Source organism: Streptomyces sp. Ac-502 (genome assembly GCF_045222935.1).
GTDB classification, from domain to species: domain Bacteria; phylum Actinomycetota; class Actinomycetes; order Streptomycetales; family Streptomycetaceae; genus Streptomyces; species Streptomyces monomycini.
On the sequence record NZ_JBHFFO010000001.1, the window covers coordinates 6,520,026 to 6,546,135 of the forward strand.

A 26,110-nucleotide genomic window follows, 5' to 3' on the forward strand; every position below is an offset into this window, starting at 1 on the left:
GCGGGGCGTTCGTCCGGGCGGTGCCGGACCGCACGGAACGCACACGAGGAGCGAAGCATGAGGGTCACACGAACACTCCGCGCCGGTACGGGCGTGGCGCTGACCGGAGCGTTGCTTTTCACCGTGACAGGTACGGCTTCGGCGGACCAGACGCGGAGTGCGATGTGGCCGTTCCCGGCGTTCGACGTGCAGAGCGTCTGGAAGGAGGCGACCGGTAAGGGCGTCACCGTCGCTGTCATCGACTCCGGCTTCCGCACGACTCACCAGGACTTGGCCGGAGCCTTCCTGCCTGGCAAGGACTTCCCCAATCCCTCGATCGACAAGCCGGAGGCTCCGCCATCGGGCATGGACATCCGCGATCACGGCACCGGCATGGCGGGGCTCATCGCGGGACGTGGCCACGGTCCGGGGGGCAGCCAGGGCATCAAGGGACTGGCACCCGATGCGAAGATTCTTCCGCTGACAGCCGACAAGGACACTCCGGAGGCGACCCGGTACGCGGTGGATCACGGCGCCGATGTGATCAACATGTCGTTCGTCGCGGATCCCAGCACTCCAGACATGTGTGCGTCTGTCCACTACGCGGTGGAGAAGGGCGTCGTCGTTCTCGCCGGTGTCGGCAACGATGCTCTGCCGGAAGAACGCATTCCGGCCGCTTGTCCTGGTGCCATCGGCGTCGGAGCCGTGGACGAGTTCGGCAAGTTCTGGGACGGCAGCAACTACAACAAGTCGGTCGACGTCCTGGCGCCTGGTGTGAAAATTCCGTTCCCGGGGGCCGGAGCGACACGAGCTACCTCACGTCCGACGGCACCTCGATGGCCACCGCATACGCCTCCGCCACAGCCGCCCTTCTGCTGGAGAAGTACCCCGACCTCACCCCCGGCCAGATCGCCAACCGCATGGTGAAGACGGCGGGCCTGGCCAAGTCGGTGAAGGCGAAGAACCTCAAGCTGCCCGACGAGCATTACGGGTACGGCTACATCCAGCCTCTGCCGGCACTCACCCGCGACATCCCCGCCGGCCCCCCGAGGGCCCGCTGCCCATGCCGCAGGGCAAGGCGTCGAAGGAGCGCGTGGTCGCGGGCGCGGACAAGGGCAAGGACCCCAATCCGCCGATCGGCGGGAAGAAGATGTTGCAGTACGGAGGCATGGCCGTGGGCGGGCTGCTGGTGATCGGGCTCGTCGTGATGGTCATCGTCCTCGTACGCCGCCGCAACAAGCCCGGCCCGCAGGCCTGGAGCTGACGACATCCCCCCGGAGCCACTCAAAAAATCAAGCGACGCCCCGCACGGCCGGCTGTTAGTTTCACCAGTCATGGATCCGTTGGGTGAAAAAGAGATACGTGCCTCCTTCGTCAACTGCTCGAAGGGGGAGGCGAGCCGCATAAATCTGCCGGTGGGGCTTTCCGCAATGCCGTGGGGTGACCTGGATTTCCTCGGGTGGCGGGATCCCGGGGCGCCGGACCGGAGTTATCTGGTGGCGCCTCGGGAGGGCGGCGTCGTCGGGGTGACGCTGCGGGTGCCGCAAGGAGTGCGGCGGAGTTTCACCAAGACGACCGTGTGTTCGTTGTGTGTCACCGGTCATCCCGGGTCCGGGGTGAGCCTGCTCGCCGCGCGGAAGGCCGGGCCGCTGGGGCGGCAGGGGAATACCGTCGGGGCTTATGTCTGCGCGGATCTGGCGTGTTCGCTGTACATCCGTGGAAAGAAGAAGTCCCAGCTGGCCGGGCGGCATGAGGAGACATTGCCGGTGGCGGACCGTATTGCTCGGCTGGTGATGAATCTCGATGCGTTTGTGGAGAAGGTCTTCGAGGGGCAGTAGGAGGGGGCGAGGGCTTGCGGGGAGGTGAGGGGCCGGGGCGCGAAGGGCATAGCGGCCCGGCCCCTTGGGCCGTCAAGGCGTCTGAAGGCGACTTCGAGGTCGTCGGGGTTCGGGCCGTTCACCAGGGGGCGCGGGATCCGCGCAGGCGCTGTTCGAAGAAGGCGTTCACGTAGCTGCGGGTGAGGCCGCTGGTCACGATGACCCGCCACGGTTCTCCCGAAGCCGGGGACGGTATCGCGTCCAGCTGCGCGCAGGCGGCGCAGGGCAGAGGCTGTCCCGTCCGATCGCCTACGGGCCGGTGACGTGGTCAGTCGTGTTCGGCCGGTGGGTGCTTCTTGTCCTTGCGGGTGGCGGGCCGGGACGCGGCGTTCGCTGCTGCCGGGAGGACGAATTCGCTGAGGACGTCGGTGACTTCGCGTACCAGTGGCCGCAGTACCCGGAAGCGGGACGCGGCGACCGCGCGGGCGACCAGGGGAGAGGTGCGTTCGACCAGGCGGCGGCTGCGCTCACAGTTCTCCGAGCGGTCGTGGACCCAGTACAGGACCAGGCCCATCTGCTGGAGCCACAGCAACCGGGGCAGCGCCGCCGCCAGTTCCGGGTCGGCTTTGGTGTCCGCGCCTGCCAGTACCTGCCGCTGGAGCGCGATGGCGGCCTCGCGCGGGCCTTCGGAGGCGTCCGAGAAGGGGCTGAGCGGGCTGTTCGGGTCGGCGGCGTTCTTGAAGAACTGGGCGGCGAAGCGGTGGTACGGCGCGGCGATGTCGAGCCAGGTGAGCAGTACGCCGCGCAGTCGTCCCGCGAGGTCCCGTTCGGTGGCCAGGACGTCGGCGACGGCGGCCGCGTGCTCGGTGGCGATGCGGTCGTAGAAGCCCTGGATCAGGTGCTCCTTGGAGGCGAAGTAGTAGTACGCGTTGCCGACCGAGACGCCGGCCTCCTGGGCGATGGCCCGCATGGTGGTCTTGTCGTAGCCGCGCTCCTGGAAGAGGCGCAGGGCGGTTTCGAGGATGAGGGTGCGGGTGCGGGAGCCGTGGGCGGTCCGTTCGCGGGAGGTGGGTTCGGCGGGGCGGGCGGATTCCGCGCCCTGGGCCGGGCCGCCGTCGTCGCCTGTCACGTTCCGCGCCCTGGTCGCAGCCGTATCCCTGTCTGTGCCCCTGCCCGTATCCGTACCCGTACCTGTATCCGCCCTGGTCGCTTCGTCCACGGCATCGACCTTAATGCGCTCCCGGCCCGGTCCCGGATTCCGCCCCTTCCCCCGGGCTGCCCGTCCCTTCCCCGGGCCATCCGCCCCCGCTCGCTGACCGCCCCCGTTCCCTGGCAGCCGCCCCCGCTCCCTGCCCGCCCTCTGGCCCAGCCGCCCGCAGCCTCTACAGCCCCCGCTCGCTCAGGAACTTCGTGATCATTCCCTTCCACTCGTCCGGCCGCTCCACCATCGGTACGTGCCCGGTGGCGATCTCCGCGTACTCGGCGCCGGTTATGTGCTCGGCCAGGTAGCGCGAGTGGGAGGGGTGGATCAGCTGGTCCAGCGTGGTGGCGATGACCAGCGTCGGCACGGTGATGCCGGCCAGGTCGCCGGTGGTGTCCACCTCCTTGACCAGCGCGGCCTGCTCGGCCGAACCGGCGGGCGGGCCGGCCGGGTCGGCGTCGAGGACGGCGGCCAGCTCGGCGGGCGGCAGGGCGTTCAGGGCTTCGGGGGAGAGGCCGCTGAGCGCGCGGGCCTGTGCGAATCCCGCGTAGTCGCCGTGGTCCAGCAGGCGCAGCCACAGGTCGAGCCAGATGTTCTCCCGGTGGTTGGGCTTGGCCAGTCCGGCGGTCAGTACGAGGCCGCGTACGCGCTCCGGGTGGCGGGCGGCGGCCCGTACGGACACCGCCGTGCCGAGGGAGAAGCCGATCAGAGTGAACGTTTCGACGCCCGCCGCGACGGCCTCGGCCACGACGGCGTCGGCGAGGGCGTCGAGTTCCAGGGGGCCGTCGGCGCGCGGGGTGCTGCCGGAGCCGGGGTAGTCGGGGGCGACGACGGTGTGGCCGGTGGCGGCCAGGGCGGGGACGAGCGCTCCGTAGTTGCCGGCGATGTCACCGGTGGCGCCGTGCGCGAGCAGGATGCCGTGGGCGGCGGGGACGGTGCCCGGCTCGGCGGGGGTGACGGTGGTGGACAGGGCGGGGAGGCGCGCGGCGGTGGCCGCGGGAATCTTCGTCATGTGCATCAGGTTGACCCATGACACCGGTGTGAAGGTCAAGTCGCCGGTTCGAAAGATCACGGCACTGGTTCGGAAGGTCACGGCGCTGGTTCGCGGGTCCGGTCGCCGGTCCGAAGGGTCCGGTTGCCGGTCCGCAGGGACGCGTCGCCGGTTCGAAAGATCACGTCGCCGGTCCGCGGGTCCGGTAGCCCAGGGGAGGCAGTTGATGGCACGGTCGGGGGAGTGCGCGATCCGCGTGGCGGGGAGCGGTCTGCGGATCGGTGAGCTGGCCGAGCGCACGGGAGTCAGCGCCCGTTCGCTGCGCTATTACGAACAGCAGGGCCTGCTGCGCGCGGACCGGGACGCCAACGGCTACCGTCGCTACGGCCCCGACGCGCCGGAGACCGTCGGGCGGATCCGCGAGCTGCTCGCCACCGGCCTGGGTACGGACGCCGTACGGGAGCTGCTGCCGTGCGCCCAGGGCGGCCCCGGGCTGGTCTTCTGCGACCACTCCTGCGGGGTGGTGGAGCGGCAGATGGCGCGGCTGGACGCGGAGATCGCCGAACTGGCGCGCAAACGGGAGGCGTTGGCGGCGTACGCGCATGTGATGCGTCAACGTCGGGACCAGGACCGGGCGTTGGCGGACATGGCGCTGCGTTCGGCTTGACCTCGCGGCGTCGGGCCGTAGAGGGTCGCCCCCGGGGCATGTCAGACGCACCGCTGTGACCTGCACAGATGTGTTCTCATTCATTTTTCATTGAACAAATCCAGGGACAATGGCGTGTACGGGTTGCGGAATGCGGCCCAGGGGTCGGATCCTCGGGTGCACCGCTGTTCGGGGGAACAGTGGTGTGCTCACGCATCGGGGGATCGTTGTGTTACGTGTCCACTTCACGACGCAGGATCTGCACCGGACGCGGATCGCCGAGGGGGCCGACCCCCTGTGGGAGACCGTCCTGAGCCTGCACCGCCTGCGCGAGAGCCGTACCGAACCGGCTTTGGCCGCCTGGCGGCAGCACGCCGCGCGGCATGGTCCCGGACCGCTGCGGCTGCTGCTGCCGCTGGTCCCGCCGCGCGGCTACTTTCCCGACTTCCTCACCCCGGCGGCCGGTGCGGCCGGTGTGGAGCCGGGCCTGGAGGCCGTCATGACGACGCCCCGGCGCCGGCTGCGTTGCGAGATCGGGCTGCTGGCGGGGCAGACGTACCGGCCGGGGCACGGTCAGCACGCCGCCCCGCCGTCCTGGATGCGTTCCCTGTCCGACGGTGAACCGGCCGCGCTGCGCACCCTCGCCCGCAGTCTGCGTACGTACCACCACACCGCCCTCGGCCCGGGCTGGCCGCTGATCGGGCAGCGCGTCGAGGCCGACCGTACGCTGCGGCTGCACGCGCTGCGCCAGGACGGTGCCGAGGCGATGCTGCGGACGTTCGGGCCGGAGATGCGCTGGCGGCGGCCGGTCCTGGAGGTCACCTATCCGCGCGACGGGGACCTGCGCCTGGAGGGGCGGGGCCTGCTGCTCGTGCCGTCGTACTTCTGCACCCGTCCGGTGACCTTCGTCGACACCGAGCTGCCGCCGGTCCTCGTCTACCCCGCCGCGCCGCCGGTACGGGCGGCGGAAGCCGGGTGCAGTGCGCGGGCCGGGGCCGGACATGCCGAAGGGCTCCGCCTCCGTACGTACGGGAGCGGAGCCCTTCGCGGCTTCCAGACCCGGTTCGGGTCGCTGACCGGAACCAGGTTCCAGGGATCACGCCTGGGGATCAGAAGCGACGCGTGATCAGCGCGCGCTTGACCTCCTGGATCGCCTTGGTGACCTCGATACCGCGCGGGCAGGCGTCCGTGCAGTTGAAGGTCGTACGGCAGCGCCAGACGCCGTCCTTGTCGTTGAGGATTTCGAGCCGCTGCTCGCCGCCCTCGTCACGGCTGTCGAAGATGAAGCGGTGCGCGTTGACGATCGCCGCCGGGCCGAAGTACTGGCCGTCGTTCCAGAACACCGGGCACGAGGACGTGCACGCGGCGCACAGGATGCACTTGGTGGTGTCGTCGAAGCGCTCGCGGTCCTCGGCGGTCTGCAGGCGCTCACGCGTCGGCTGGTTGCCGGTGGTGATCAGGAACGGCATCACGTCCCGGTACGCCTGGAAGAACGGCTCCATGTCCACCACGAGGTCCTTGAGGACCGTCAGGCCCTTGATGGCCTCGACCGTGATGGGCTTCTCCGGGTTGATGTCCTTGAGCAGCGTCTTGCACGCCAGGCGGTTCTTGCCGTTGATCCGCATGGCGTCCGAGCCGCAGATGCCGTGCGCGCAGGAACGGCGGAAGGTCAGCGTGCCGTCCTGCTCCCACTTGACCTTGTGGAGGGCGTCCAGGACGCGCTCCTTCGGGTCCATCTCCAGCTGGAAGTCCTGCCAGCTCGCGTCCTCGGAGACCTCCGGGTTGAACCGGCGGACCCTCAGGGTGATCGTGATGCTGTGCGAGGCGCCGTCCTCGGCCGCGTCCAGGGCCTTGGAGTGCTTTTCGAGGGTGGAGGTGCTCATCAGTACTTACGCTCCATCGGCTGGTAGCGGGTCTGGACGACCGGCTTGTAGTCGAGGCGGATCGACTCGGAGCCGTCTGCCGCCACCTCGCGGTACGCCATGGTGTGCCGCATGAAGTTGACGTCGTCGCGGTTGGGGTAGTCCTCGCGGTAGTGACCGCCGCGGGACTCCTTGCGGGCCAGCGCCGACACGGCCATCACCTCGGCCAGGTCGAGCAGGTTGCCCAGCTCGACGGCCTCCAGCAGGTCGGTGTTGAACCGCTTGCCCTTGTCCTGGATGGACACGTTCAGGTAGCGCTCGCGCAGCTCGCCGATCTTCTCGACCGCGGTCTTGATCGTCTGCTCGGTGCGGAACACCATCACGTTGGCGTCCATGGTCTCCTGGAGCTCCTTGCGGATCTCGGTGACCCGCTCGTTGCCCGAGGCGGAGCGCAGCCGCTCGACCTGCTCCTGGACCAGCTTCGCCGGGTCCTCCGGCAGCTCGACGAAGTCCGCGCCGGCCGCGTACTCCGCCGCCGCGATGCCGGCCCGGCGGCCGAAGACGTTGATGTCCAGCAGCGAGTTGGTGCCCAGCCGGTTGGCGCCGTGCACGGACACGCAGGCGACCTCGCCGGCGGCGTACAGGCCCGGTACGACGGTGGTGTTGTCGGCCAGCACCTCGCCCTCGACGTTGGTCGGGATGCCGCCCATGGCGTAGTGCGCGGTCGGCTGGATCGGGATCGGGTCCGTGTAGGGCTCGATACCGAGGTACGTACGCGCGAACTCGGTGATGTCGGGCAGCTTGGCGTCCAGCTGCTCCGGCGGCAGGTGGGTGAGGTCCAGGTAGACGTGGTCGCCCTCGGGACCGCAGCCGCGGCCCTCGCGGATCTCCGTGTAGATGGAGCGCGAGACGACGTCACGCGAGGCGAGGTCCTTCATGACGGGCGCGTACTTCTCCATGAAGCGCTCGCCGTCCTTGTTGCGGAGGATGCCGCCCTCACCGCGGGCGCCCTCCGTCAGCAGGATGCCCATCCGCCAGATGCCGGTCGGGTGGAACTGGAAGAACTCCATGTCCTCCAGCGGCAGCCCGCGCCGGTACGCGGCGGCCTGGCCGTCACCGGTCAGGGTGTGCGCGTTGGAGGTCACCTTGAAGAACTTGCCGGTGCCGCCGGACGCGAAGATCACGGCCTTCGCCTGGAAGACGTGGATCTCGCCGGTGGCCAGCTCGTAGGCGACGACGCCGGCCGACTTCTTCACGCCGTCGACGTCCTGGAGCAGCAGGTCCAGGACGTAGAACTCGTTGAAGAACTCGACGCCCTCCTTGACGCAGTTCTGGTACAGCGTCTGGAGGATCATGTGGCCGGTGCGGTCCGAGGCGTAGCAGGACCGGCGGACCGGGGCCTCACCGTGGTTACGGGAGTGACCGCCGAAGCGGCGCTGGTCGATGGTGCCGTTCGGGGTGCGGTTGAACGGCAGGCCCATCCGCTCCAGGTCCAGGACCGAGTCGATGGCCTCCTTCGCCAGGATCTCGGCGGCGTCCTGGTCGACCAGGTAGTCGCCGCCCTTGATCGTGTCGAAGGTGTGCCACTCCCAGTTGTCCTCCTCGACGTTGGCCAGGGCGGCGGCCATGCCGCCCTGCGCCGCGCCGGTGTGGGACCGGGTGGGGTAGAGCTTCGTCAGCACCGCGGTGCGGCTGCGCTTGGTCGACTCGATGGCCGCGCGCATGCCCGCGCCACCGGCGCCGACGATCACCGTGTCGTACTTGTGGATCTTCATGAGTCGGTTACCTCAGCCCCGGGGCCTAGCGGATGTTCGGGTCGAAGGTGAAGATCACCAGCGTGCCCAGAAGGACGGTGAACACCGTGGCGGTGTACAGGAGCATCTTCAGCCAGAAGCGGGTGTTGTCCCGCTGCGCGTAGTCGTTGATGACCGTGCGCAGGCCGTTGGCGCCGTGCAGCATCGCCAGCCACAGCATCACCAGGTCCCAGACCTGCCAGAACGGCGAGGCCCAGCGGCCGGCCACGAAGGCGAAGCCGATCTTGGAGACGCCGCCGTCCAGCACCAGCTGGAGCAGCAGGTGGCCGAGGACCAGGACGACCAGCACGATGCCGGACAGGCGCATGAAGAGCCAGCCGTACATCTCGAAGTTCGTACGGGTCGACTTGGGCGTCTTCTTCGTACGCTTGCGGGGCGGCTCGATCACGGGAGCCGGGTTGTCCACGTCGTACAGGGAGACGGAGTCGTTCACAGCAGGTGTCGTTTCAGCAGACATCGCGCGTCATCAGCTCCCGAACAGCGTGCGCAGCGTGTGCTGCAGCACGGGGTAGAAAGCGCCGGCCATCAGGACGGCCCACACGGCGACAACGGTCCACAGCAGCTGCTTCTGGTACTTCGGTCCCTTGGACCAGAAGTCCACGGCGATCACACGGAGGCCGTTGAGCGCGTGGAAGAGGATGGCGGCGACGAGGCCGTACTCCATCACGTTGACGAGTGGCGTCTTGTACGTGGCAACGACGTCGTCATAGGCCTCGGGAGAGACGCGGACGAGTGCGGTGTCGAGGACGTGCACGAACAGGAAGAAGAAAATGAGGACGCCGGTGACTCGATGAGCCACCCAGGACCACATGCCTTCCCGGCCGCGGTACAGCGTTCCAGCCGGCACGGAAAAACCCTCCGGGAGCGGGGATCGGGGCCTGCCGGCTTCTCTGTCGGTCTGGCCCGGCCGGGTACGGTCCACCGGCCCCGGCCATCGTAGCGACGGACTGTCGGTTCCTCCCGCCGGGGTCCTCAGGTGTGATCAAACAGGCACGTACGGGCTATCCGCCGAGGGCGGTCCGGCCCTGTACGCCGGGCGGGGGAACGGGGTAATGGCGGGCCGGACGGATGGTCGGACGGACGGGCGAGCGGGCAGACGGACGGACTGGTTGGACGGTCGGACCGGGCCGCTCAGGCCGGGGAGGCCGCGAACCGGGCGAGCCGCCCGCGGGCGATCCGGCGCAGCTCCTCCGCGGCGACGGCGCGCTCCTCCTCGGGCTCGTTGCCGAGCCGGCCGTGGATGGCGGTGAGCACCACGTTGAGCAGTTCGGTGTCGCGGAAGCCGTCCAGGCAGATGACGAAGACGTGCCGGAACTGGCGCTCGTACTCGGCGTGCGCGGCGCGCAGCGCGGTGTGCGCGGCGAGCGTGCCCGGCCCGCGCGCGCCGACGAGCGGCTGCGGCGAGACGGTCTCCCCGGCCAGTGCCTCGTCCAGGTCACCGGCGGTCAGGTCGTAACTCGCCTCGTCGGCGGCGGCCAGCAGCGCCTCCAGGTCGGGGTACGGGCGGTGCGCGGCCAGGCGGCGGGCCCAGCGGCGGCTGCCGCAGCAACGCAGCAGGTGCGCCTCGGCGATGTCCGGCGGGGCGCCGTTCAGCCGGTCCAGGCCGGGTGTACCGGCCGGTGCGGCGCCGTCGGGAGGCGGTGGCGGCAGCGGCGGGAGCTTCTGGGAGGGTGTGGCGGGCCGGGGAGTGCGCAGCGGTGTCGGCGGAGCGGCCGGGATATCGCTGGGCTGCATGGGCTCCTCGGGGCGGAGAACGCCGGATCGGGGCGGAGAGCGCCGGATCGGGGCGGGAACGTCGGGTCGGGCGGCCGGAGCGGGTGCGGCCGCGGCGGATGCGCGGAGGCCGTGGGGCTCCGGGAGGGGTGAGCAGGTTGGGACGCCACCGTAACGACGTCTGTCGGTCACTGTCCGACGGATGCACGAATTTCACCCGTATGGGAGAGCTTTCGCGCGCGTAGTAGACACAAACGTCTGTCACCTGGCAATACCTTCGCCCCGGAAAGGGAGGTTTTGCGTATATGAGGATCGGAAAACTGGCCGCAAGCATCACCGCAGGAGTGACGGCCGCCCTCACGGCGCTGTCCGTCGCGGGCTGCTCGAACAGCGGCGACACCCCGCCCAAGGGTGACGGCGGCAGCGCCTCCGCCGCGCCCACCCCCACCTGGAAACCCGTACAGGGCCCGCTCCGCACCGTGCCCGCCGTGCAGAAGTTCGGCGCGGCCGACGGGCGCGGCTGGCGGCCCACCGACAAGGCCCGCGTGGTCGTACCCGCGGGCGAGAAGAGCCCGGTCGCCGACGAAGCCCGGCGGTTCGCCCAGGAACTGGGCGGCCTGCGGACAGTCTGGGGCAAACAGCCCGTACGACCCGGAGACGTCGAGCTGCGGCTGTCCGGCGGCAAGGACGCCGCCCGGCGCGAGGACAACGCCCCCGTGTACGACACCGCCGAGGAGGCGTACACCCTCACCGCACGCGACACCCGCCTCACCCTCACCGCCCCCACCGACGCCGGGATCTTCAACGCCACCCGCACCGTCCTGCAGTCCGTACGGGCCTCCGGCGGCGTCCCGGAAGGCACCGTCGAGGACCGGCCCGACCGGGCCCAGCGCGGCTTCATGCTGGACATCGCGCGCAAGCACTTCGACGTGAAGTGGATCGAGGACCGCATCCGCGACCTGGCCGGCCTCAAGCTCAACCAGCTCCAGCTGCACTTCTCCGACGACCAGGCGTTCCGCATCGAGAGCGAGCGGCACCCCGAGATCGTGTCCGAGGACCACCTCACCAAGGACCAGGTGCGCCACCTCGTCGACCTCGCCCGCGGCCTGCACGTCACCGTCATCCCGGAGATCGACTCGCCCGGCCACCTCGGCGCCGTCCTGCGCGCCCACCCGGACCTCCAGCTGCGCTCCGCCGACGGCCGGGCCGAGCGCGGCGCGATGGACATCTCGCAGCCCGGGGCCGCCGAGATCGTGGACGACCTGCTGCGCGAGTACGCCCCGCTCTTCCCCGGCAAGCACTGGCACCTGGGCGGCGACGAGTACCGCGCGCTGGCCGACCGGTCCCCGGCCGAGAACTACCCGCAGCTGGCCCGCGCCGCCCGCGACAAGTACGGGGAGAACGCCACGATCGAGGACCTGGCCACCGGCTGGCTCAACGACCGCGACAAGACCGTGCGCGCCGCCGGGGCCAAACAGGTCGAGGCCTGGAACGACGGCTACTTCCGCGACACGGACGTCGCACCGGACGCCGGCCGCACCGTCGCCTACTGGACGGGCAAGGAGATCGGCGCCCGCGAACCGGACGAGTACCTGCGCGAGAACCGCAAGGTCGTCAACCTCAACGACGAGTACCTGTACTACGTGCTCGGCGAACCCAACAACATGCCGTACCCGACCGGCGAACGCATCTACACCCAGTGGACCCCCGGAGTGCTGCGCGGCACCAAGGCCGTACCGCAGTCCCTGTCCGGCCCCGACCGGGTGCTCGGCGCGCGCCTGGCGGTCTGGTGCGACCTGGCGGACCAACAGTCGCAGCAGCAGGTGGCGGACGGCATCCGGATGCCGCTGCGCGCGCTGGCACAGAAGGTCTGGGACCGCCGCGATCCGGCTCTTTCCTGGGCGGACTTCAAAAAACTGGCCGATCAGGTCTGAGGGGCCGGGGCCGGACGCGGGGAGAAAGGGAGAAAAAGGGGATAAAGGGGACGAGCGGGGCCGTCATCCCCGTCCGGCCGGGGCCGGCTCGTGCTCTGTCCCGGTGCTGACCTGGCCGTGACTCCTCAGCTCGTATTTGCGGAGCTTGACCGTGCGGTCGCGGTGGGCCGACTCGGGCGAGACGACTTCCACGACGAGCTGCACGGCTTCGGGGGCGCACCAGGTGCGGTCGGGGTCGTAGGGCAGATCCGTCAGCAAGAGGTCCGGCTCGGGGCGGTTCCGGGCATCCAGGCGGATCGGCATTTCCCGTTCGGCCTCGACGCCGGCCGGCGCCTGTGCCATGCACGCGCCTCCGGGCCGCGCAGGTACGCGGCTACGCGGCGAAGTCGTCGGCGTCGAGCCGTGCGGGGCGCGCTGCGGCTCGGCGCGCGCCTCCGGGCAAGGTCGGGTTGACGCTCGGGCGGGGCGACGCTCGGACGCGCTGGCGCAAAAGGTCTGGGACCGCCGCGATCCGGCCCTTTCCTGGGCGGACTTCGAAAAACTGACCAACCAGGGCTGAGCGGCCAGGGCCGGACGCGGCGACAAGGGGACGACCGGGGCCGCCACCCCCCACAGGAGAGGCCCCGGCCGTCGTTCCAGGGAGGCCCGGTGACGAGCCCCTGACCTTTACAGCGCCATCCGCCGCGAAAGCGTCACACGGGGTGTGGACGGGGTACGGCACCTGCCGCGTGCCGGGCGCCTTTCCGGTGCGCGGGAGCTCTGGACGTGGGTGGTGCCGTGGCCGTAGCGTGCGGGTCCGCGCCGGCCCGGCGCGGTGGCCGTGAGCGCCCTCCGTCGGAGCGGAGCGGCAGGTCAGCAGGCGGCCCGGGTGCCCGGGGCGTGGGCGGCCGGGTTACCGTCAGCGGGGACATGCGGGTTACCAGGGGTACTCGGGGTGTCCGGGAACAGGCGAATCAGCGAGGACCGGGCGGCGGACTTTCCGCGTGCGACAGGATGGACCCGTGCGAGGGGACGACATTCAGCCGGACGACGGTCGGCTGACAGTCGCCGTACAGGCGGCGCAGGGCGGCGACGAGGCGGCTTTCCGTACCGTCTACCGCACCGTGCATCCCCGACTTGTCGGATATGTACGAACCTTGGTGGGTGAAGCGGATGCCGAGGACGTGACCTCCGAGGCCTGGCTCCAGATCACCCGCGACCTGTCCCGCTTCAGCGGCGACGCCGACCGGTTCCGGGGCTGGGCCGCGCGGATAGCCCGCAACCGGGCCCTGGACCACATACGGATGCGCGGCCGCCGCCCCGCGATCGGCGGCGACGAGACCGAACTGGCCGACAAAGCAGGCACCTCGGACACCGCCGACGAGGCCATGGAAGCCCTCGGCACCCACCACACCTTCCGCCTCATCTCCCGCCTCCCGCAGGACCAGGCCGAAGCCGTCGTGCTGCGCGTGGTGGTCGGCCTGGACGCCAAGAGCGCGGCCGGAGTGCTGGGCAAACGGCCCGGCGCCGTACGGACCGCCGCCCACCGAGGCCTGCGCCGCCTGGCCGACCTGCTCGGCGCCGGATCCGAGGACGGCGGCGGCGCCGGGCCCGGCACCGGCGGCGGACCCGGAGGAGGAGTGCCCGCACAGGGCGGCGGACGGGGTGGGAGCGCGGCGGAATCGTACGTACCGGGTGTGACGGAAACGGCCGCACGAACGCAGAAGGACATGTGATGGCCGACGACCGGTACGACTGGCTCGACGAGGAGGCCGCGGAGCGACTGCTGCGCGGCGAACCCGCCGGTTCCCCGGCCGGCACCGGCGCCGCGGAACTCACCGCCCTGCTGAACGCCGCCGCGGCGGCGGGGCGTGGGACGGCGGGCCGTGACACGGGCCAAGGCGCGCCGCTGCCCGGTGAGGAAGCCGCTGTCGCTGCTTTCCGGCAGGCGCGGGGGCAGGCTGCGGCGTCGGCCGACGTCACGGCTGCCGGGGCCGCGGTGGAAGCCGTACGTGCTCCCCGCGGCGCCGGTGCGGCCACCCGCCGCCGCTTCGGACGTCCCTTGCGCCGCGGCTTCATGGTGGCCCTGGCAGGCTGCGCGCTCGGCGGCGTCGCCGTGGCCGCCGGCGCGGGCGTCCTGCCGACCCCCTTCCGCAGCGGCACCGGCCCGGCCCCCGCCACCAGCGTCTCGGCCGCCGAGTCCCCCGGCCCGCTCGCCACCGACGACACCGGCACGACCACCGAAGGCACCACCCGGATGCCGGACCCGGCCGGCCCCGGCACGGACCGGCCCGAACCCCTGATCACCGACGACGGCAAGGACGACCGCACCGGCGGCAGCCGGTCTCCCGCCCCCGGCCGGAGCACCCCCGGCCGGGACGCGACCGGCGGCAGCGGGAACGGCGACGGCGACCATCGGCCCGACGACCCCCAGGACCGGCCGGACACCAAGGAGAAGAACCGGCTCGGCGTCACGTTCTGCCGTACGTACGAATCCGGCAGGCGCTCCCTCCTCGGCCAGGACACCCTGCGCCGCCTCGAACGCGCGGCAGGCGGCCCGGACAAGGTGCACGCCTTCTGCCGCCAGTACCTCTCCCACGCCCAGGGCGGTCACCGCGGCGACAGCCGCTATGACGGCGACGGCCGCGGCAGCCATGGCCAAGGCGGCCACAACGGGCGCGGCAAGGATCACGGCGGCAAGGGCGACGACGAGGGCGACGACGAGGGCGACGACCACGACCACCGGTATGCGCCGTCCGCCGGTACCCCGGGGGCGGCTCCGGCCGGCCCCGACCCCGCCGGCATCGTCACCACCACTCCCGCCGCACCCGACGCGCTGCGCATCCCCGGAGCACCACCCGTCGCCCGGGTGTGACACTTTCCGGCCCCCGGCGCAGTACGTAGTGAAGCCGACTGGTCATCGGCTCGCGCGCGAGCCGGGGTTCCCCCGTACCAACGGTTCGCCGCACCCGGCGCGGGCGGGGCTCGTTCCCCCGGCCCTGCCCGCGCTGGGATTTTGCGCCTAAACCGGCGCCGCTCCCTTTTGCGCCTAAACCGGCGCCGCTCCCTTTTGCGCCTAAACCGGCGCCGCTTTCGCGGGTCTGGTTGCTGTTTGTGGGGGTTGCTCAATTGTTGGTTGGGGTTACTGCGGGGGTGGGGTTTGAGAATTGTGTGCGGGTGGTTGGGCTATTTGTAAATGACCACCTTGTCGCCTGGTGCTACCTGATGGAACAAGTCCGCGAGCTTTGATTTGTCGCGGACGTTTACGCAGCCGTGGGAGGCGCCCTGGTAGCCGTGGGTGGCGAAGTCGGCGGAGTAGTGGACGGCCTGGCCGCCGCTGAAGAACATCGCGTACGGCATGGGGGTGTGGTAGATCGACGAGACGTGGCTCCGGCTCTTGAACGAGATGCGGAACGTGCCTTCCCGGGTCGGTGTGTACTGCGCGCCGAAACGGACGTCCATCGTCGAGCGGGCCTTGCCGTTCACCATCCAGGTGAGCGTGTTGCTCCGCTTGCTGATGCACAGGACGCGGCCTGTCATGCAGCGGGGATCGCGGCGGGGAGCGGGTTTCCCGGCCGGCCGCTTGGCGGTCTTCTTGGCGGTCTTCTTGGTGTGGGGGTGGGTCTCGGCGCGGGTCGGCGGGCGTGTGCAGGAGTGCAGGGCGTGCCAGGTGGCGCGGTCCAGGGTGCCCGTGCGCGGTAGGCCCCGCTGACGCTGGAACGCCGTTACGGAGGCTGCGGTCTGCCGGCCGTAGAAGCCGGTGGGCTTACGGCGGAAGAGTGACAACTGGGCCAGACGGGCCTGAAGTTCCCGTACGCGGGAGCCACGGGAGCCCTTCGCGAGCACCGGCTTCGCCGTGCGGCGGGGGGCTTTGGCGGCGTGGGCGCGTCTGGGGGGCTCTTTGTCCGCCGATTGCGCGGGCAGCACGTCTGCCTGTCCCGGCGTGGACGGCGAGGGGGCCGTCGTCGGTGAGAGTCCGCCGTTCGGGGTGATCGTGATGGTCTTGCAGCCGGTCGTCACGGCCAGCACCAGCAGCCCCGCGGCCACCGCACGTCCCTTGCGCACGCCGTGTCCCTTCCGCGTCCGTGTCACGGCGTCACCCCCGCGGCGACACCGGCCCCTCCTAGATTCCCAGGCCCGTGGAGAACCGAACCTGGACGCGCGCAGGGGTGAAGGGGCGCGGGGGTGTGAAGGTGTGCTGTGGCGTGCGCCCCCTGGGCGCTTCGGTGGGGCGGGTGCTGCTTCGATGGGGCCGGTGCGGCTTCGGTGGGACCGCGCGCAGGGGTGACCGGGGCTCCGGGGGACAATGAGGAAATGTCACCGCGTCGCCCGTGCCCCGTATGCACCCGAGAGATCGCCGTCGTCGGCGGCCGCTTCGCCCGGCACGACCCGCCGGGCCGCCGCACCGTCCTGGAACTCGTCTCGTGCCCCGGCTCCCGCCGCATCGCGCCCATGATGGCTCCGGCGGAGCGTCTGTTCGACCCGGAGGAGCCGCCGTTCCCCGGGCAGCAGCCGTTGTTCTGAGAGGTCGAGGCTGATGTTCTGAGAGGTCAGTGCTGAGGCTTGCCCTCCGCTTGGCGGGCTTCCACCGACCTGGTGAAGGTTTCCCAGTCGCGGCCTGCCAGGGGTGCCAGGATGCGGCGCCAGCCTTCCGCCGCCTCCGGGCCGGCTTCCTCCAGTGCGGCGGCGAACAGGGCGCGCTGACGCTCGTGGAGCTTGCGTTCGAGGTCCGCGCCGCGTTCGGTGAGGTGGAGTTCCTTGCGGCGGCGGTCCCGTTCGCCCGGTGTCATCCGTACCAGTTGCTCGTCGCCGAGTTTGCGCAGCGGCCCGTTGATGGCCTGCTTGGTCAGCTGGAGCGCCTGGCACAGTTCGCCGACGCTCATGCCGGGGAGTACGCGAGGAACGTCAGGATGCGGTGGTGGGCGCGGCCCATGCCCTGTTCGGTCAGGGCCGAGTCGGCCGCTCCGGTGAAGGCGCGGTAGGCGAAGTAGAACAGGGTGAAATCGCGGTCGAAGGCGTCCGGGCGACAAGGGTCAAGCATGTTGACATTTTATCCCGGGGTTCCGTACGCTCGCGACTTGGGTCAACAACCTTGACCTAAACCGTACAAGCGTGAAGAAAGCCGGTTACCGCCATGTCGGACACCCCCTCGGACGTCGGACCGCAGGCCGCGGCCTCTCGTATCACCGTCGCCGACTATCTGCTCCGCCGCCTGCGCGAGCTGGACGTCGAACACCTCTTCGGTGTCCCCGGTGACTACAACCTCGGCTTCCTCGACCAGGTGACCGCCTTTCCCGGCCTCACCTGGGTCGGTACCTGCAACGAGCTCGACGCCGCCTACGCCGCCGACGGCTACGCCCGGCTGCGCGGCGCCGCCGCCCTCGTCACGACCTTCGGTGTCGGTGAACTGTCGGCCGTCAACGGCGTGGCCGGCGCTTACGCCGAAGGTGTGCCGGTCGTCGCCGTCACCGGGATGCCCGCCACCGAGGTCGCCGCGGCCGGCCGCCCCGTGCACCACACCCTGATGGACGGCGAGTACGGGCACTTCGGCCGGATGTTCGCCGAGGTGACGGTGGCCCGCGCCGACCTGACCGCGACGAACGCCCCGGCGGAGATCGACCGCGTACTGCGTGCCATGTGGCGCGAGCGCAAGCCGGTCCATCTGAATCTGCCCACGGATGTCGTACTGGCTCAGGTGCCCGCCCCTGCCGGACCGCTGGTCGTGCCGGACGCGCCGGCTGATCCGGGGCTGGTGCGGGACTTCCTCGCGGGCTGCGCGCGGATGCTGGACGGGGCGCGCAGTGTCACCGTGCTGGCCGGGCACGAGGCCGAGCGGTTCGGGCTGCGCGGGCCGCTCGGTGACCTGCTCGCCGCCGCGCCGGTCCGGTCCGCCGTGTTCTCCAGCGGGAAGGGGGTGCTGGACGAGACCGCGCCCGGGTTCGTCGGCGCCTACACCGGGGAGATCAGCGACAAGCGGGCCCGGGTGGCCGTCGAGGACGCGGACTGTCTGATCCTGGTCGGCGCACCGGTCTCGGACAGTGTGACCGGCGGCTTCAGCCATCACTTCACCCCGGAGCGGACCATCGAGCTGCGTCCCGGGCGCGCCGCGGCGGGCCGTGGGGTGTTCGAGGGGATGGCCATGGCGGAGGCCGTCGGTGGACTGGCCGGGCTGCTGCGGGACTTGGGGCTGCCGGAGCCCGAGGGGTATGGGGAGCTCTTCGCGTACCCGGAGGTGGAGGAGGAAGAGACGGGAGGTGGGATCCGTTCTGGGCTGACGCAACGTCAGCTCTGGGGCGCGGTGGGGGAGTTTCTGCCGGTGGGGAGTGTGCTCGTCGCTGAGCAGGGCACCGCGTTCTACGGTGCTCAGGAGGTGCCGCTGCCCGCGGGCGGGCGGTTCGTCGGTCAGCCGTTGTGGGGGTCGATCGGATACACCCTGCCGGCCACCCTCGGTACCGAGCTGGCCGCGCCGGACCGGCGCTCGGTGCTGGTGATCGGGGACGGTTCCCTCCAGCTCACCGCGCAGGAGCTGGGCACCATGACGCGGTACGGCGCGGCCCCGGTGGTCATCGTCGTCAACAACGACGGCTACACGGTCGAGCGTGCCATCCACGGCGCCACCGCCCCGTACAACGACATCGCCGCCTGGGACTACACCGCCCTGCCCGCCGCCTTTGGCGCGGGCCCCGGCACGGTCGCGGTGCGGGTCGAGACCCCGGCCGAGCTGGCGGACGCGCTCGCGCTGGCCGCTCGTACGCCGGACGAACTGGTGCTGATCGAGGCGGTCCTGCCGCGCGAGGACGCGCCGGAGCTGCTGACGGCCCTGGCGCAGCGGTTCGCCGAGCAGAACGCTTACGGGGCCTGAGGGGCGGGCGGTGTACGGGGGCCGCGAATTCCCTTAGCGGGCACGTGAATTCCCGCCCAGGGGCCGTGCATCACCGTACGGGGGCGCGAATTCCTGTACGGGGGCCGCGGTCCCTGGCCGCCGAGCGCACCTACGGCGCCAGAACGTCCAGTTCCGCCATCGCGCCCACGGTGATCTCGCGGGTCAGTGCCTCGGCGCGTTCCGCGTCGCCGATTCGTACCGCCTCGGCGACCTGGACGTGCAGGGTCACCGCGGCCGGGTCGGGGTCGGTGAACATGACGTGGTGGTGGGTGCGGCCGGTGAGGACGGCGGCCACCACGTCGCCGAGGCGGGCGAACATCTCGTTGCCGGAGGCGGTCAGCACGATGCGGTGGAAGGCCGTGTCGTGCACCAGGTACGCGTCGAGCTGCTGGCCGCGCGAGGTGGCGACCATGCCCATGGCGTGCTCGGTCAGCTCGGCGCACTGTGCGGGGGTGGCGTGCCGGGCGGCCAGGCCCGCGGCGGCCGGTTCGACGGCGGAGCGCAGCACGGTCAGGGAGCGGAGCTGCCGGGGGCGGTCCGGGCCGGCCAGCCGCCAGCCGATGACGCGGGGGTCGTAGACGTTCCACTCCTCGGTGGGGCGCACGGTCACGCCGACCCGGCGGCGCGAGGCGACCAGGTGCATGGATTCCAGGACCCGTATCGCCTCGCGGATGACCGTGCGGGACACGTCGAAGCGCTGCTCCAGCTCGTCGGTGCGCAAGATCGTGCCCGGCGGGTACTCGCCCGCGGTGATGGCGGGTCCCAGGGACTCCAGTACCCGCGCGTGCAGCCCCTGCCCCGCCCCCTGGTTCTCCATGGGATCAGCCTACGTTCCCGAGGGAGGTCCACTTTTAAGTATGACTTTTACGTCACAGAGGCTTGAATACGTCGTATCCCATGGGTTTCAGTGGGACGACAGACCGAGGTCAATGAGGACAGCGAGGTACACGGGATGAGCACCCCCACGTCATCGTCGTGATGGGCGTGGCCGGCACCGGCAAGACGACGATCGGACCGCTGGTGGCCGCCGACCTTGATGTCCCCTACGCCGAGGGCGACGACTTCCACCCCCGGCCAACATCGCCAAGATGTCCGCCGGGACCCCGCTCCAGGACGCCGACCGGTGGCCCTGGCTCGACGCCATCGGCGCCTGGGCCCACGGCCGCGCGGGTCAGGGCGGTGTCGTCAGCAGCTCGGCCCTCAAGCGTGCCTACCGCGACCGCCTGCGGGCCGCCGCGCCCGGCGCCGTCTTCCTGCACCTGACCGGCGACCGTTCGCTGATCGAGTCCCGGATGGCCGAGCGCAAGGGCCACTTCATGCCCACCGCGCTGCTGGACTCCCAGTTCGCCACCCTGGAGCCGCTCGGCGCGGACGAGGCGGGCGTCGCCGTGGACGTGTCCGGCACCCCGCAGGAGATCGCCGGGCGGGCCGTCGAGGCGCTGCGCCGCTACGAGACCGGTCGGTCCACCCCCGCCTGACCACGGACCCCGTTTGACCACGGGCCCCGCCTGACCACGGGCCGCCGCCCCGCCACCGCGCGGGGACAGCGTCCCGTACGCCCCCGTGCCACCGCGCCGGGGCCACCACAACCAGCAAACTGCACCCCCTAGGGAACAGCCGTGACACATCTCAGCGTCGAGATGCTGGCAGCGGACGCGACCGAGCCGATCACCTCGGCCGGTCACGCGCAGCTCGGCATCGCCGTCCTCGCGGGCATCGCCGTCATCGTCCTGCTCATCACCAAGTTCAAGCTGCACGCCTTCCTGTCCCTGATCATCGGCTCGCTGGTGCTGGGCGCGGTGGCGGGCGCGCCGCTGGACAAGGCCATCGCCAGCTTCTCGTCGGGCCTGGGCAGTACGGTCGCGGGCACCGGCATCCTGATCGCGCTCGGCGCGATCCTCGGCAAACTGCTCGCCGACTCCGGGGGCGCCGACCAGATCGTCGACACGATCCTGGCGAAGGCGAGCGGGCGTGTGATGCCCTGGGCGATGGTGCTGATCGCCGGCATCGTCGGCCTGCCGATCTTCTTCGAGGTCGGCATCGTGCTGCTGATCCCGGTGGTGCTGCTGGTCGTCAAGCGCGGCAACTTCTCCCTGATGCGCATCGGCATCCCGGCGCTGGCCGGCCTGTCCGTCATGCACGGCCTGATCCCGCCGCACCCCGGCCCGCTGGCCGCCATCGCCGCGCTCGACGCCAACCTGGGTGTCACCCTGGCGCTCGGCGTGGTCGTCGCGATTCCGACGGCGATCGTCGCCGGTCCGCTCTTCTCCCGTTACGCCGCCCGCTGGGTGGACATCCGCCCGCCGGAGAACATGGTTCCGGAGAGGGCCTCCGGCGAGCTGGACAAGCGTCCCGGCTTCGGGATCACCGTGGCCACGGTGCTGCTGCCGGTCGTGATGATGCTGGCCAAGGCTCTGGTGGACGTCGTCGTGGACGACAAGGGCACGACGGTCCAGCGGGTCTTCGACGTGGTCGGCTCCCCGCTGATCGCGCTGCTCACCGCCGTCGTCGTCGGCATGTTCACGCTGGGCCGGTCGGCCGGTTTCACCAAGGGCCGGATCGCCACCACCGTCGAGAAGTCCCTGGCCCCGATCGCCGGCGTCCTGCTGATCGTGGGCGCGGGCGGCGGCTTCAAGCAGACCCTGGTGGACGCGGGCGTCGGCCAGATGATCCTGGAGCTGTCCAAGGACTGGAACATCTCCACGCTGCTGCTGGCCTGGCTGATCGCGGTCGCGATCCGGCTTGCGACCGGCTCGGCGACGGTGGCCACCATCTCCGCCGCGGGCCTGGTGGCGCCGCTCACCGCGGACATGTCCACCACCCACACCGCCCTGCTCGTCCTCGCCGTCGGCGCCGGTTCGCTGTTCTTCAGCCACGTCAACGACGCGGGCTTCTGGATGGTGAAGGAGTACTTCGGCATGAACGTCGGCCAGACGCTCAAGACCTGGTCGCTCATGGAGACGCTGATCTCCGTCGTCGGGATCGTGTGCGTGCTGCTGCTGTCGCTGGTGTTGTAGCCGGGCCCACGAGAGCCCGGTGGGCGCCCGGCGTGTGTCCGAACGACCCGCGGAAGGCATCGATGAAGGCGCTGGCCGAGGCCCAGCCGCAGCGGTGCGCGATCGCGGTCACGGACAGCGCCGGGCCGTCCTGCGTCAGCAGCACCAGCGCGTGGTGCAGGCGCAGCTGCGTACGCCACTGGGGGAAGGTCATGCCCAGTTCGGCGCGGAAGAGGCGGGCCAGGGTCCGCTCGCTCGCCCCGGCCGCCGCGCCGAGCGCGGCCAGCGGGCGCTGATCGGCCGGGTCGGCGCGGAGGGTCGCGCAGACCGCCGCCAGCCGCGGGTCGCGGGCCCTGGGCAGGTGCAGGGCCTGGAGCGGGGTGTGGCGCAGCTGGTCGAGGAGTACGGCCAGCAGGCGCCGCGCCTCCGGCGTACGGCGGCTGCCCGTACCGCTGTACGCGATGATCAGCTCGCGCAGCAGCGGGCCGACCGCCAGGACGGCGGGCCGCTCCAGCCCCAGCGGGTCGGCGTCGAGCGGTACGCCGACGGTGTGCAGGTCGGTGTCCCCGTGCGCCCGGTGCTCGTGCACCGTTCCGGCCGGGATCCAGATCGCCCGGGTGGCCGGGGTGACCCAGCTCCCGGCGTCCGTGGTCACGGTGAGCACGCCGCGCCCCGCGTAGACGATCTGGTGGACGTCGTGGTGGTGGGCCGTCACCTTGGCACCCTGCGGCAGGAAACGGGTGAGGGTCGTGACGTGCGGCGGGTGATGGCGGAAAACCGGCATGACGTGGCAGCTTATGGGAAGTCCGCCACCGGGTGCGGTCGCCAGGATCGACGCATGACGACGAAGCACGTGGCCGCTCCCCGGCGGCCGGTCGCGATGATGTCCGTCGGACACGCGGCGGTGGACTTCTACCAGGGCGCGGTCCCGGCCCTGGTGCCCTTCCTGGTGGCCGAGCGCCACTACGGTTACGCCGCCGCCTCGGGCATCGTGCTGGCCGCCACCCTCCTCTCCTCCCTCGTGCAGCCCCTGTTCGGCTCGCTCACCGACCGCTGGACGCTGCCCTGGCTGATCCCGGTGAGCACCCTGTGCGCCGGGCTCGGCATCGCCCTGTCGGGGCTCGGTGACTCGTACGTCCTCACGTGCCTCGCGGTTGCCCTCTCGGGCATCGGGGTGGCCGCCTACCACCCGGAAGCCGCGCGGCTGGCCCGTGTCGCGAGCGGCGGCAGCCATGTCGCCATGGGCTGGTTCTCCCTCGGCGGCAACATCGGCTTCGCCCTCGCCCCGGCCGCCGTCGGCCCGCTGCTCTCCGCGGGCTCGCTCCGCGCGTCGCCGTGGCTGGCGGTGCCCGCGGTGGCCGGGGTCCTGCTCACCGCCGCGGCGATCCGTACCCTGGCGCCGAAGGCGGCCGTCGCCAAGGCCGCGGCGCGGTCGGCGGGCCGCGACGACTGGCCGGAGTTCCTGCGCCTGACGGCCGTCATCGTCTGCCGTTCCGTCGTCTTCGTCGGCCTGAGCGCCTTCATCGCCGTCTACGCGCAGCAACGGGTGGGCGGGGGCGCCACCGCGGGCTCGGTGGCCCTGTTCGTGCTGTTCGCGGGCGGTGCGGTGGGCACCGTGCTGGGCGGCCGGCTGGCGTCCCGGTGGGGCCGGGTCCGTACGGTACGGATCGCCTACGCGGCCTGCGTCCCGGCCGTCGCCGGGCTGGTCCTCGTCCCCGGCCCCGCGCTCTACGTCTTCGCCGCCCTGACCGCCACGGCCCTGTACGTGCCGTTCTCCTTGCACATCACCCTCGGCCAGGACCTGCTGCCGAACCGCATGGGTACGGCGAGCGGCGTCACCCTGGGCCTGGCGGTCAGCGTCGGCGGCGTCGTCAGCCCGGCCATCGGCGCCCTCGCCGATGCCACCGGCCTGCGCACCGCGCTGCTGCCGCTGATCGCGCTGTGCGTCGTGGCCTGGCTCGTCGCGCGGACGCTGACCGAGCCGGGGGAGGACGCCCGGCGGCCCTCGGAGGAGGGCGCCGGGCAGGCCGCCGTCAGCGGGCCGCGGCGGTGAGGACGCCGTACCGGACCAGTTCCTCCGGCAGGCCGGTGGCGTCGTCGGCGGCGTATCCCACGTAGCCGTCGGGGCGGATCAGGAACACGCCTTCGCCGTACGCGTCGCGGACGTGCCCCTCGGAGTCCAGCAGGTCGGGGGCCGGGCCGCCGACGCGGCAGGTACGGACCAGCTCGCCGTCGATCGCCGCGACCTCGGCGTCCCCGACGGCCAGCAGCGTGAAGTGCGGGCCGCGGAAGACGTCGAAGAGGCGGCGCGGGGTGCCGTCGGGGGTGGTGCACGGCGCGTCGGGGGCCCGGTTGCCGGCGCGCAGCCCGCCGTCGGCGAGGCCGGTGCGCCGCTCGGTGGCGAGCGGCCCGTCCGGGTAGCCGACGTCGATCTGGTGCAGGTCGCTGCCGCGCCGCATGTCGCCCGACCGGTGCAGCCGGGTGCTGGTGGCCAGGATGCTCGCGGCGACCGGCAGCCGCTCGGCCTCGTAAGTGTCGAGGAGGAGTCCGGCGCGCCGTGCCGGATGACCTGGCCCAGCTTCCAGCCGAGGTTGTAGGCGTCCTGGACGCTGGTGTTCAGGCCCTGGCCGCCCGCGGGGAGTGGACGTGCGCCGCGTCGCCCGCGAGGAAGACCCGGCCCACCCGGATCCGGTCCGCCAGGGCGGCGTTCGGCCGGAAGGAGGAGGACCACAGCACCTCGCCCAGCTGGCCGGGGGTCAGGTGGGTGCGCTCGGCGATGAGCTTGCGCACGCCGTCGGGGGAGGTGTCGGGCACGGTGACGGGGTCCATGAAGCCCGCCATGAGCAGGAAGTAGTCGTACTTCGCCGGCGCGAGCAGCGAGACGTAGTCGGTGGCCCGGAACTCGCCCCACATGTGCCAGTGGTTCCGGTCCAGCCCGTCGAGCCGGATGTCGGCCAGGAGCATCGGGTACGGCGCGACGGACTGGCCGGTCATGGTGACGCCGAGCGCCTTGCGGACCGGGCTGCGCCCGCCGTCGGCCGCGACGAGGTAGGAGGCGCGCACCGTACGGGCGGTGCCGTCGGCGCGTACGACGCGGGCCTCGACGCCGTCCGTGTCCTGGGTGAAGGACTCCAGGCCGGTGCCGAACGCCACCGTGCCGCCCAGTTCGGTCAGCCGCGCGTACTGGATCTCCAGGTTGCGCCACTGCGGGAGCATCAGCATGGTGCCGTACGGAGTGGCCGGCGTCGGGTCGGAGGACTCGACCATCACCTGCTCGTCGACCATGCGGCCGTCTTTCCAGTTCCCCCGCGGCGGGTACGTCCCGCCGGACTCCCGTACGGCGTCGAGCACCCCGAAGTCCTCGTACACCTCCTGGGTGCGGGGCTGGATGCCGCTGCCGCGGGTGCCGGGCGCCAGCCGGTCCTGGCGTTCCAGGACGAGGGCGCGCACGCCGCGGCGGGCGAGGTCGAGGCCGAGGGCCAGGCCGGTGGGGCCGGCGCCGGAGATCAGTACGTCCACGTGTCCGGGCAGGGTGTCGGTGCTGGCCATGGGTGTCCCCTTAACGTCGTTAAGTTGCCTGCTCCCGAGGATGCGCTTAACGGTGTTAAATTGTCAACGTGGCAACGAGACTCGACCGGAAACTGGTGGCGGAGACCGCCTTGGGCCTGCTGAACGACGTCGGCCTCGAAGGGCTCACCCTGCGCGGTATCGCCAAGGAGTTGGACGTCAAGGCACCCGCGCTCTACTGGCACTTCAAGAACAAGCAGGAGCTGCTGGACGAGATGGCCACCGTGCTGCTCCGGCAGATGACCGCGCCACTCGCGGAGGCCGGCGACGGCTCCGGGGGCGGCGACTGGCGGGCCATGCTCACCGAGGCGTGCCGCCGGACCCGGCACACGCTGCTCGGCTACCGCGACGGCGGCAAGGTCTTCGGCGGCACCCGGCTGCGCGACCAGGCGCTGCTGCGGCCGATGGAGTCCCTGCTGGCCACCATGCGGAGCGCCGGGTTCACGACGGAGCGGGCCGCGCGCGCCTGGTTCACCACGTACGCCTACACCATCGGCTATGTGATCGAGGAGCAGTCCGTCTTCCCGGTGCCCGGTGACTCGCACCGCGACCCGGCGTACGACCAGCGGGAACGGGAGCGGAGCGTGGGCGCCGACTACCCGCTCACGGCCGCGGCCGGCCTGGAGATGTTCGGCGACACCGCCCGCGGCTTCGAGGACGGCCTGCGGGCGATCGTGGCGGGGATCGAGGCCGCGCTGCTGCCCGGCGAGTGACGGGAGGCGCCGGGG

At 71.4% G+C, this 26,110-nt stretch carries 25 protein-coding genes and 3 pseudogenes; 14 read left to right on the forward strand and 14 right to left on the reverse strand.

From position 1 onward, the window contains the following. Positions 1–93: 93 nt before the first annotated feature. From ACEXOX_RS29785 to ACEXOX_RS29795, 3 genes are all read left to right on the forward strand, one after another. A complete protein-coding gene (locus ACEXOX_RS29785; RefSeq protein WP_406524196.1) occupies positions 94–906 on the forward strand; it encodes a S8 family peptidase in 813 nt (270 codons plus the stop codon). After that, positions 816–1,172, forward strand: a complete 357-nt coding sequence (locus tag ACEXOX_RS29790) for a S8 family serine peptidase (RefSeq protein ID WP_406524197.1) — start codon at positions 816–818, stop codon at positions 1,170–1,172. The genes ACEXOX_RS29785 and ACEXOX_RS29790 overlap by 91 nt, the downstream gene beginning before the upstream one ends. A 141-nt stretch (positions 1,173–1,313) precedes the next feature. Then, positions 1,314–1,817 carry an FBP domain-containing protein gene (locus ACEXOX_RS29795; protein WP_406524198.1) on the forward strand — a complete coding sequence of 168 codons (504 nt, stop codon included), beginning with the start codon at positions 1,314–1,316 and terminating at the stop codon, positions 1,815–1,817. Positions 1,818–2,124: 307 nt separating this feature from the next. On the opposite strand, the gene ACEXOX_RS29800 is transcribed toward ACEXOX_RS29795, so the two are convergent. Then, entirely contained in the window at positions 2,125–2,925 is an 801-nt protein-coding gene (locus ACEXOX_RS29800) for a TetR family transcriptional regulator (RefSeq protein WP_406524199.1), read from the reverse strand. Between the two features lie 253 nt (positions 2,926–3,178). Further along, positions 3,179–4,009 carry an alpha/beta fold hydrolase gene (locus ACEXOX_RS29805; RefSeq protein ID WP_406524200.1) on the reverse strand — a complete coding sequence of 277 codons (831 nt, stop codon included), beginning with the start codon at positions 4,007–4,009 and terminating at the stop codon, positions 3,179–3,181. 205 nt (positions 4,010–4,214) lie between these two features. Between ACEXOX_RS29805 and ACEXOX_RS29810 the strand changes: the two genes are divergently transcribed. Then, the gene (locus ACEXOX_RS29810; protein ID WP_406524201.1) at positions 4,215–4,655 is read left to right on the forward strand and encodes a MerR family transcriptional regulator; all 441 of its coding nucleotides are present in this window, start codon (positions 4,215–4,217) and stop codon (positions 4,653–4,655) included. A gap of 208 nt (positions 4,656–4,863) precedes the next feature. Next, entirely contained in the window at positions 4,864–5,760 is an 897-nt protein-coding gene (locus ACEXOX_RS29815; protein ID WP_406524202.1) for a hypothetical protein, read from the forward strand. Here the strand turns inward: ACEXOX_RS29815 and ACEXOX_RS29820 are convergent. The 5 genes from ACEXOX_RS29820 to ACEXOX_RS29840 form a co-directional block, all read right to left on the reverse strand. Next, positions 5,744–6,517, reverse strand: coding sequence for a succinate dehydrogenase iron-sulfur subunit (locus ACEXOX_RS29820; protein WP_030024128.1), 774 nt, complete (start codon positions 6,515–6,517; stop codon positions 5,744–5,746). The two genes, ACEXOX_RS29815 and ACEXOX_RS29820, sit on opposite strands and share 17 nt — an antisense overlap. Beyond that, positions 6,517–8,271 (reverse strand): succinate dehydrogenase flavoprotein subunit, encoded by a 1,755-nt coding sequence (gene sdhA / locus ACEXOX_RS29825; RefSeq protein ID WP_406524203.1) that lies wholly within the window; start codon positions 8,269–8,271, stop codon positions 6,517–6,519. Before sdhA ends, ACEXOX_RS29820 begins: the two co-directional genes overlap by 1 nt. A 25-nt stretch (positions 8,272–8,296) precedes the next feature. After that, on the reverse strand, positions 8,297–8,767 hold the full coding sequence (locus ACEXOX_RS29830; RefSeq protein ID WP_360136365.1) for a succinate dehydrogenase hydrophobic membrane anchor subunit: 471 nt from the start codon (positions 8,765–8,767) through the stop codon (positions 8,297–8,299). Positions 8,768–8,776: 9 nt separating this feature from the next. Then, positions 8,777–9,157 carry a succinate dehydrogenase, cytochrome b556 subunit gene (sdhC, locus tag ACEXOX_RS29835; protein WP_030024133.1) on the reverse strand — a complete coding sequence of 127 codons (381 nt, stop codon included), beginning with the start codon at positions 9,155–9,157 and terminating at the stop codon, positions 8,777–8,779. A gap of 284 nt (positions 9,158–9,441) precedes the next feature. Then, positions 9,442–10,044: a 2-oxo-4-hydroxy-4-carboxy-5-ureidoimidazoline decarboxylase gene (locus tag ACEXOX_RS29840; protein WP_406524204.1), complete on the reverse strand. Its 603-nt coding sequence runs from the start codon at positions 10,042–10,044 to the stop codon at positions 9,442–9,444. A gap of 284 nt (positions 10,045–10,328) precedes the next feature. Here ACEXOX_RS29840 and ACEXOX_RS29845 point away from each other — a divergent pair, with 284 nt between their 5' ends. After that, positions 10,329–11,957, forward strand: a complete 1,629-nt coding sequence (locus ACEXOX_RS29845; protein WP_406524205.1) for a beta-N-acetylhexosaminidase — start codon at positions 10,329–10,331, stop codon at positions 11,955–11,957. Between the two features lie 132 nt (positions 11,958–12,089). Here the strand turns inward: ACEXOX_RS29845 and ACEXOX_RS29850 are convergent. Then, a pseudogene (locus ACEXOX_RS29850) lies at positions 12,090–12,377 on the reverse strand (Uma2 family endonuclease); the annotation flags it as partial. Between the two features lie 581 nt (positions 12,378–12,958). On the opposite strand from ACEXOX_RS29850, the gene ACEXOX_RS29855 reads away from it, so the two are divergent. Then, positions 12,959–13,672, forward strand: coding sequence for an RNA polymerase sigma factor (locus ACEXOX_RS29855; protein ID WP_406524206.1), 714 nt, complete (start codon positions 12,959–12,961; stop codon positions 13,670–13,672). Then, positions 13,672–14,811: a hypothetical protein gene (locus ACEXOX_RS29860; RefSeq protein ID WP_406524207.1), complete on the forward strand. Its 1,140-nt coding sequence runs from the start codon at positions 13,672–13,674 to the stop codon at positions 14,809–14,811. Before ACEXOX_RS29855 ends, ACEXOX_RS29860 begins: the two co-directional genes overlap by 1 nt. A 311-nt stretch (positions 14,812–15,122) precedes the next feature. Here ACEXOX_RS29860 and ACEXOX_RS29865 read toward each other — a convergent pair whose 3' ends face one another. Continuing rightward, positions 15,123–16,001 carry a L,D-transpeptidase family protein gene (locus tag ACEXOX_RS29865; RefSeq protein WP_406524208.1) on the reverse strand — a complete coding sequence of 293 codons (879 nt, stop codon included), beginning with the start codon at positions 15,999–16,001 and terminating at the stop codon, positions 15,123–15,125. A gap of 249 nt (positions 16,002–16,250) precedes the next feature. Between ACEXOX_RS29865 and ACEXOX_RS29870 the strand changes: the two genes are divergently transcribed. After that, entirely contained in the window at positions 16,251–16,460 is a 210-nt protein-coding gene (locus tag ACEXOX_RS29870; RefSeq protein WP_030024141.1) for a hypothetical protein, read from the forward strand. 26 nt (positions 16,461–16,486) lie between these two features. Here ACEXOX_RS29870 and ACEXOX_RS29875 read toward each other — a convergent pair whose 3' ends face one another. Both ACEXOX_RS29875 and ACEXOX_RS29880 read right to left on the reverse strand, forming a co-directional pair. Next, positions 16,487–16,819, reverse strand: coding sequence for a hypothetical protein (locus ACEXOX_RS29875; RefSeq protein ID WP_406524209.1), 333 nt, complete (start codon positions 16,817–16,819; stop codon positions 16,487–16,489). Further along, the gene (locus ACEXOX_RS29880; protein ID WP_406524210.1) at positions 16,816–16,977 is read right to left on the reverse strand and encodes a hypothetical protein; all 162 of its coding nucleotides are present in this window, start codon (positions 16,975–16,977) and stop codon (positions 16,816–16,818) included. The genes ACEXOX_RS29875 and ACEXOX_RS29880 overlap by 4 nt, the downstream gene beginning before the upstream one ends. 93 nt (positions 16,978–17,070) lie before the next feature. Here ACEXOX_RS29880 and ACEXOX_RS29885 point away from each other — a divergent pair, with 93 nt between their 5' ends. Next, positions 17,071–18,798 (forward strand): alpha-keto acid decarboxylase family protein, encoded by a 1,728-nt coding sequence (locus tag ACEXOX_RS29885; protein WP_406524211.1) that lies wholly within the window; start codon positions 17,071–17,073, stop codon positions 18,796–18,798. A 130-nt stretch (positions 18,799–18,928) separates the two neighbouring features. Here the strand turns inward: ACEXOX_RS29885 and ACEXOX_RS29890 are convergent, their stop codons facing one another. After that, positions 18,929–19,636 (reverse strand): FadR/GntR family transcriptional regulator, encoded by a 708-nt coding sequence (locus tag ACEXOX_RS29890; RefSeq protein WP_406524212.1) that lies wholly within the window; start codon positions 19,634–19,636, stop codon positions 18,929–18,931. A 161-nt stretch (positions 19,637–19,797) separates the two neighbouring features. Here ACEXOX_RS29890 and ACEXOX_RS29895 point away from each other — a divergent pair. Both ACEXOX_RS29895 and ACEXOX_RS29900 read left to right on the forward strand, forming a co-directional pair. Beyond that, a pseudogene (locus tag ACEXOX_RS29895) lies at positions 19,798–20,297 on the forward strand (gluconokinase). Between the two features lie 141 nt (positions 20,298–20,438). Continuing rightward, positions 20,439–21,836: a gluconate:H+ symporter gene (locus ACEXOX_RS29900; protein WP_406524213.1), complete on the forward strand. Its 1,398-nt coding sequence runs from the start codon at positions 20,439–20,441 to the stop codon at positions 21,834–21,836. Here ACEXOX_RS29900 and ACEXOX_RS29905 read toward each other — a convergent pair. Continuing rightward, complete coding sequence (locus tag ACEXOX_RS29905) at positions 21,772–22,599, reverse strand: AraC family transcriptional regulator (protein ID WP_406524214.1); 828 nt, start codon at positions 22,597–22,599, stop codon at positions 21,772–21,774. The genes ACEXOX_RS29900 and ACEXOX_RS29905 overlap by 65 nt on opposite strands. Before the next feature lie 54 nt (positions 22,600–22,653). Between ACEXOX_RS29905 and ACEXOX_RS29910 the strand changes: the two genes are divergently transcribed. Continuing rightward, positions 22,654–23,868, forward strand: a complete 1,215-nt coding sequence (locus tag ACEXOX_RS29910) for an MFS transporter (RefSeq protein WP_406524215.1) — start codon at positions 22,654–22,656, stop codon at positions 23,866–23,868. On the opposite strand, the pseudogene ACEXOX_RS29915 reads toward ACEXOX_RS29910, so the two are convergent. Further along, a pseudogene (locus tag ACEXOX_RS29915) lies at positions 23,849–25,364 on the reverse strand (FAD-dependent monooxygenase). The gene ACEXOX_RS29910 and the pseudogene ACEXOX_RS29915 sit on opposite strands and share 20 nt — an antisense overlap. 68 nt (positions 25,365–25,432) lie before the next feature. Here ACEXOX_RS29915 and ACEXOX_RS29920 point away from each other — a divergent pair. After that, positions 25,433–26,095 (forward strand): TetR/AcrR family transcriptional regulator C-terminal domain-containing protein, encoded by a 663-nt coding sequence (locus ACEXOX_RS29920; RefSeq protein WP_406524216.1) that lies wholly within the window; start codon positions 25,433–25,435, stop codon positions 26,093–26,095. The last annotated feature ends 15 nt before the right edge of the window (positions 26,096–26,110 follow it).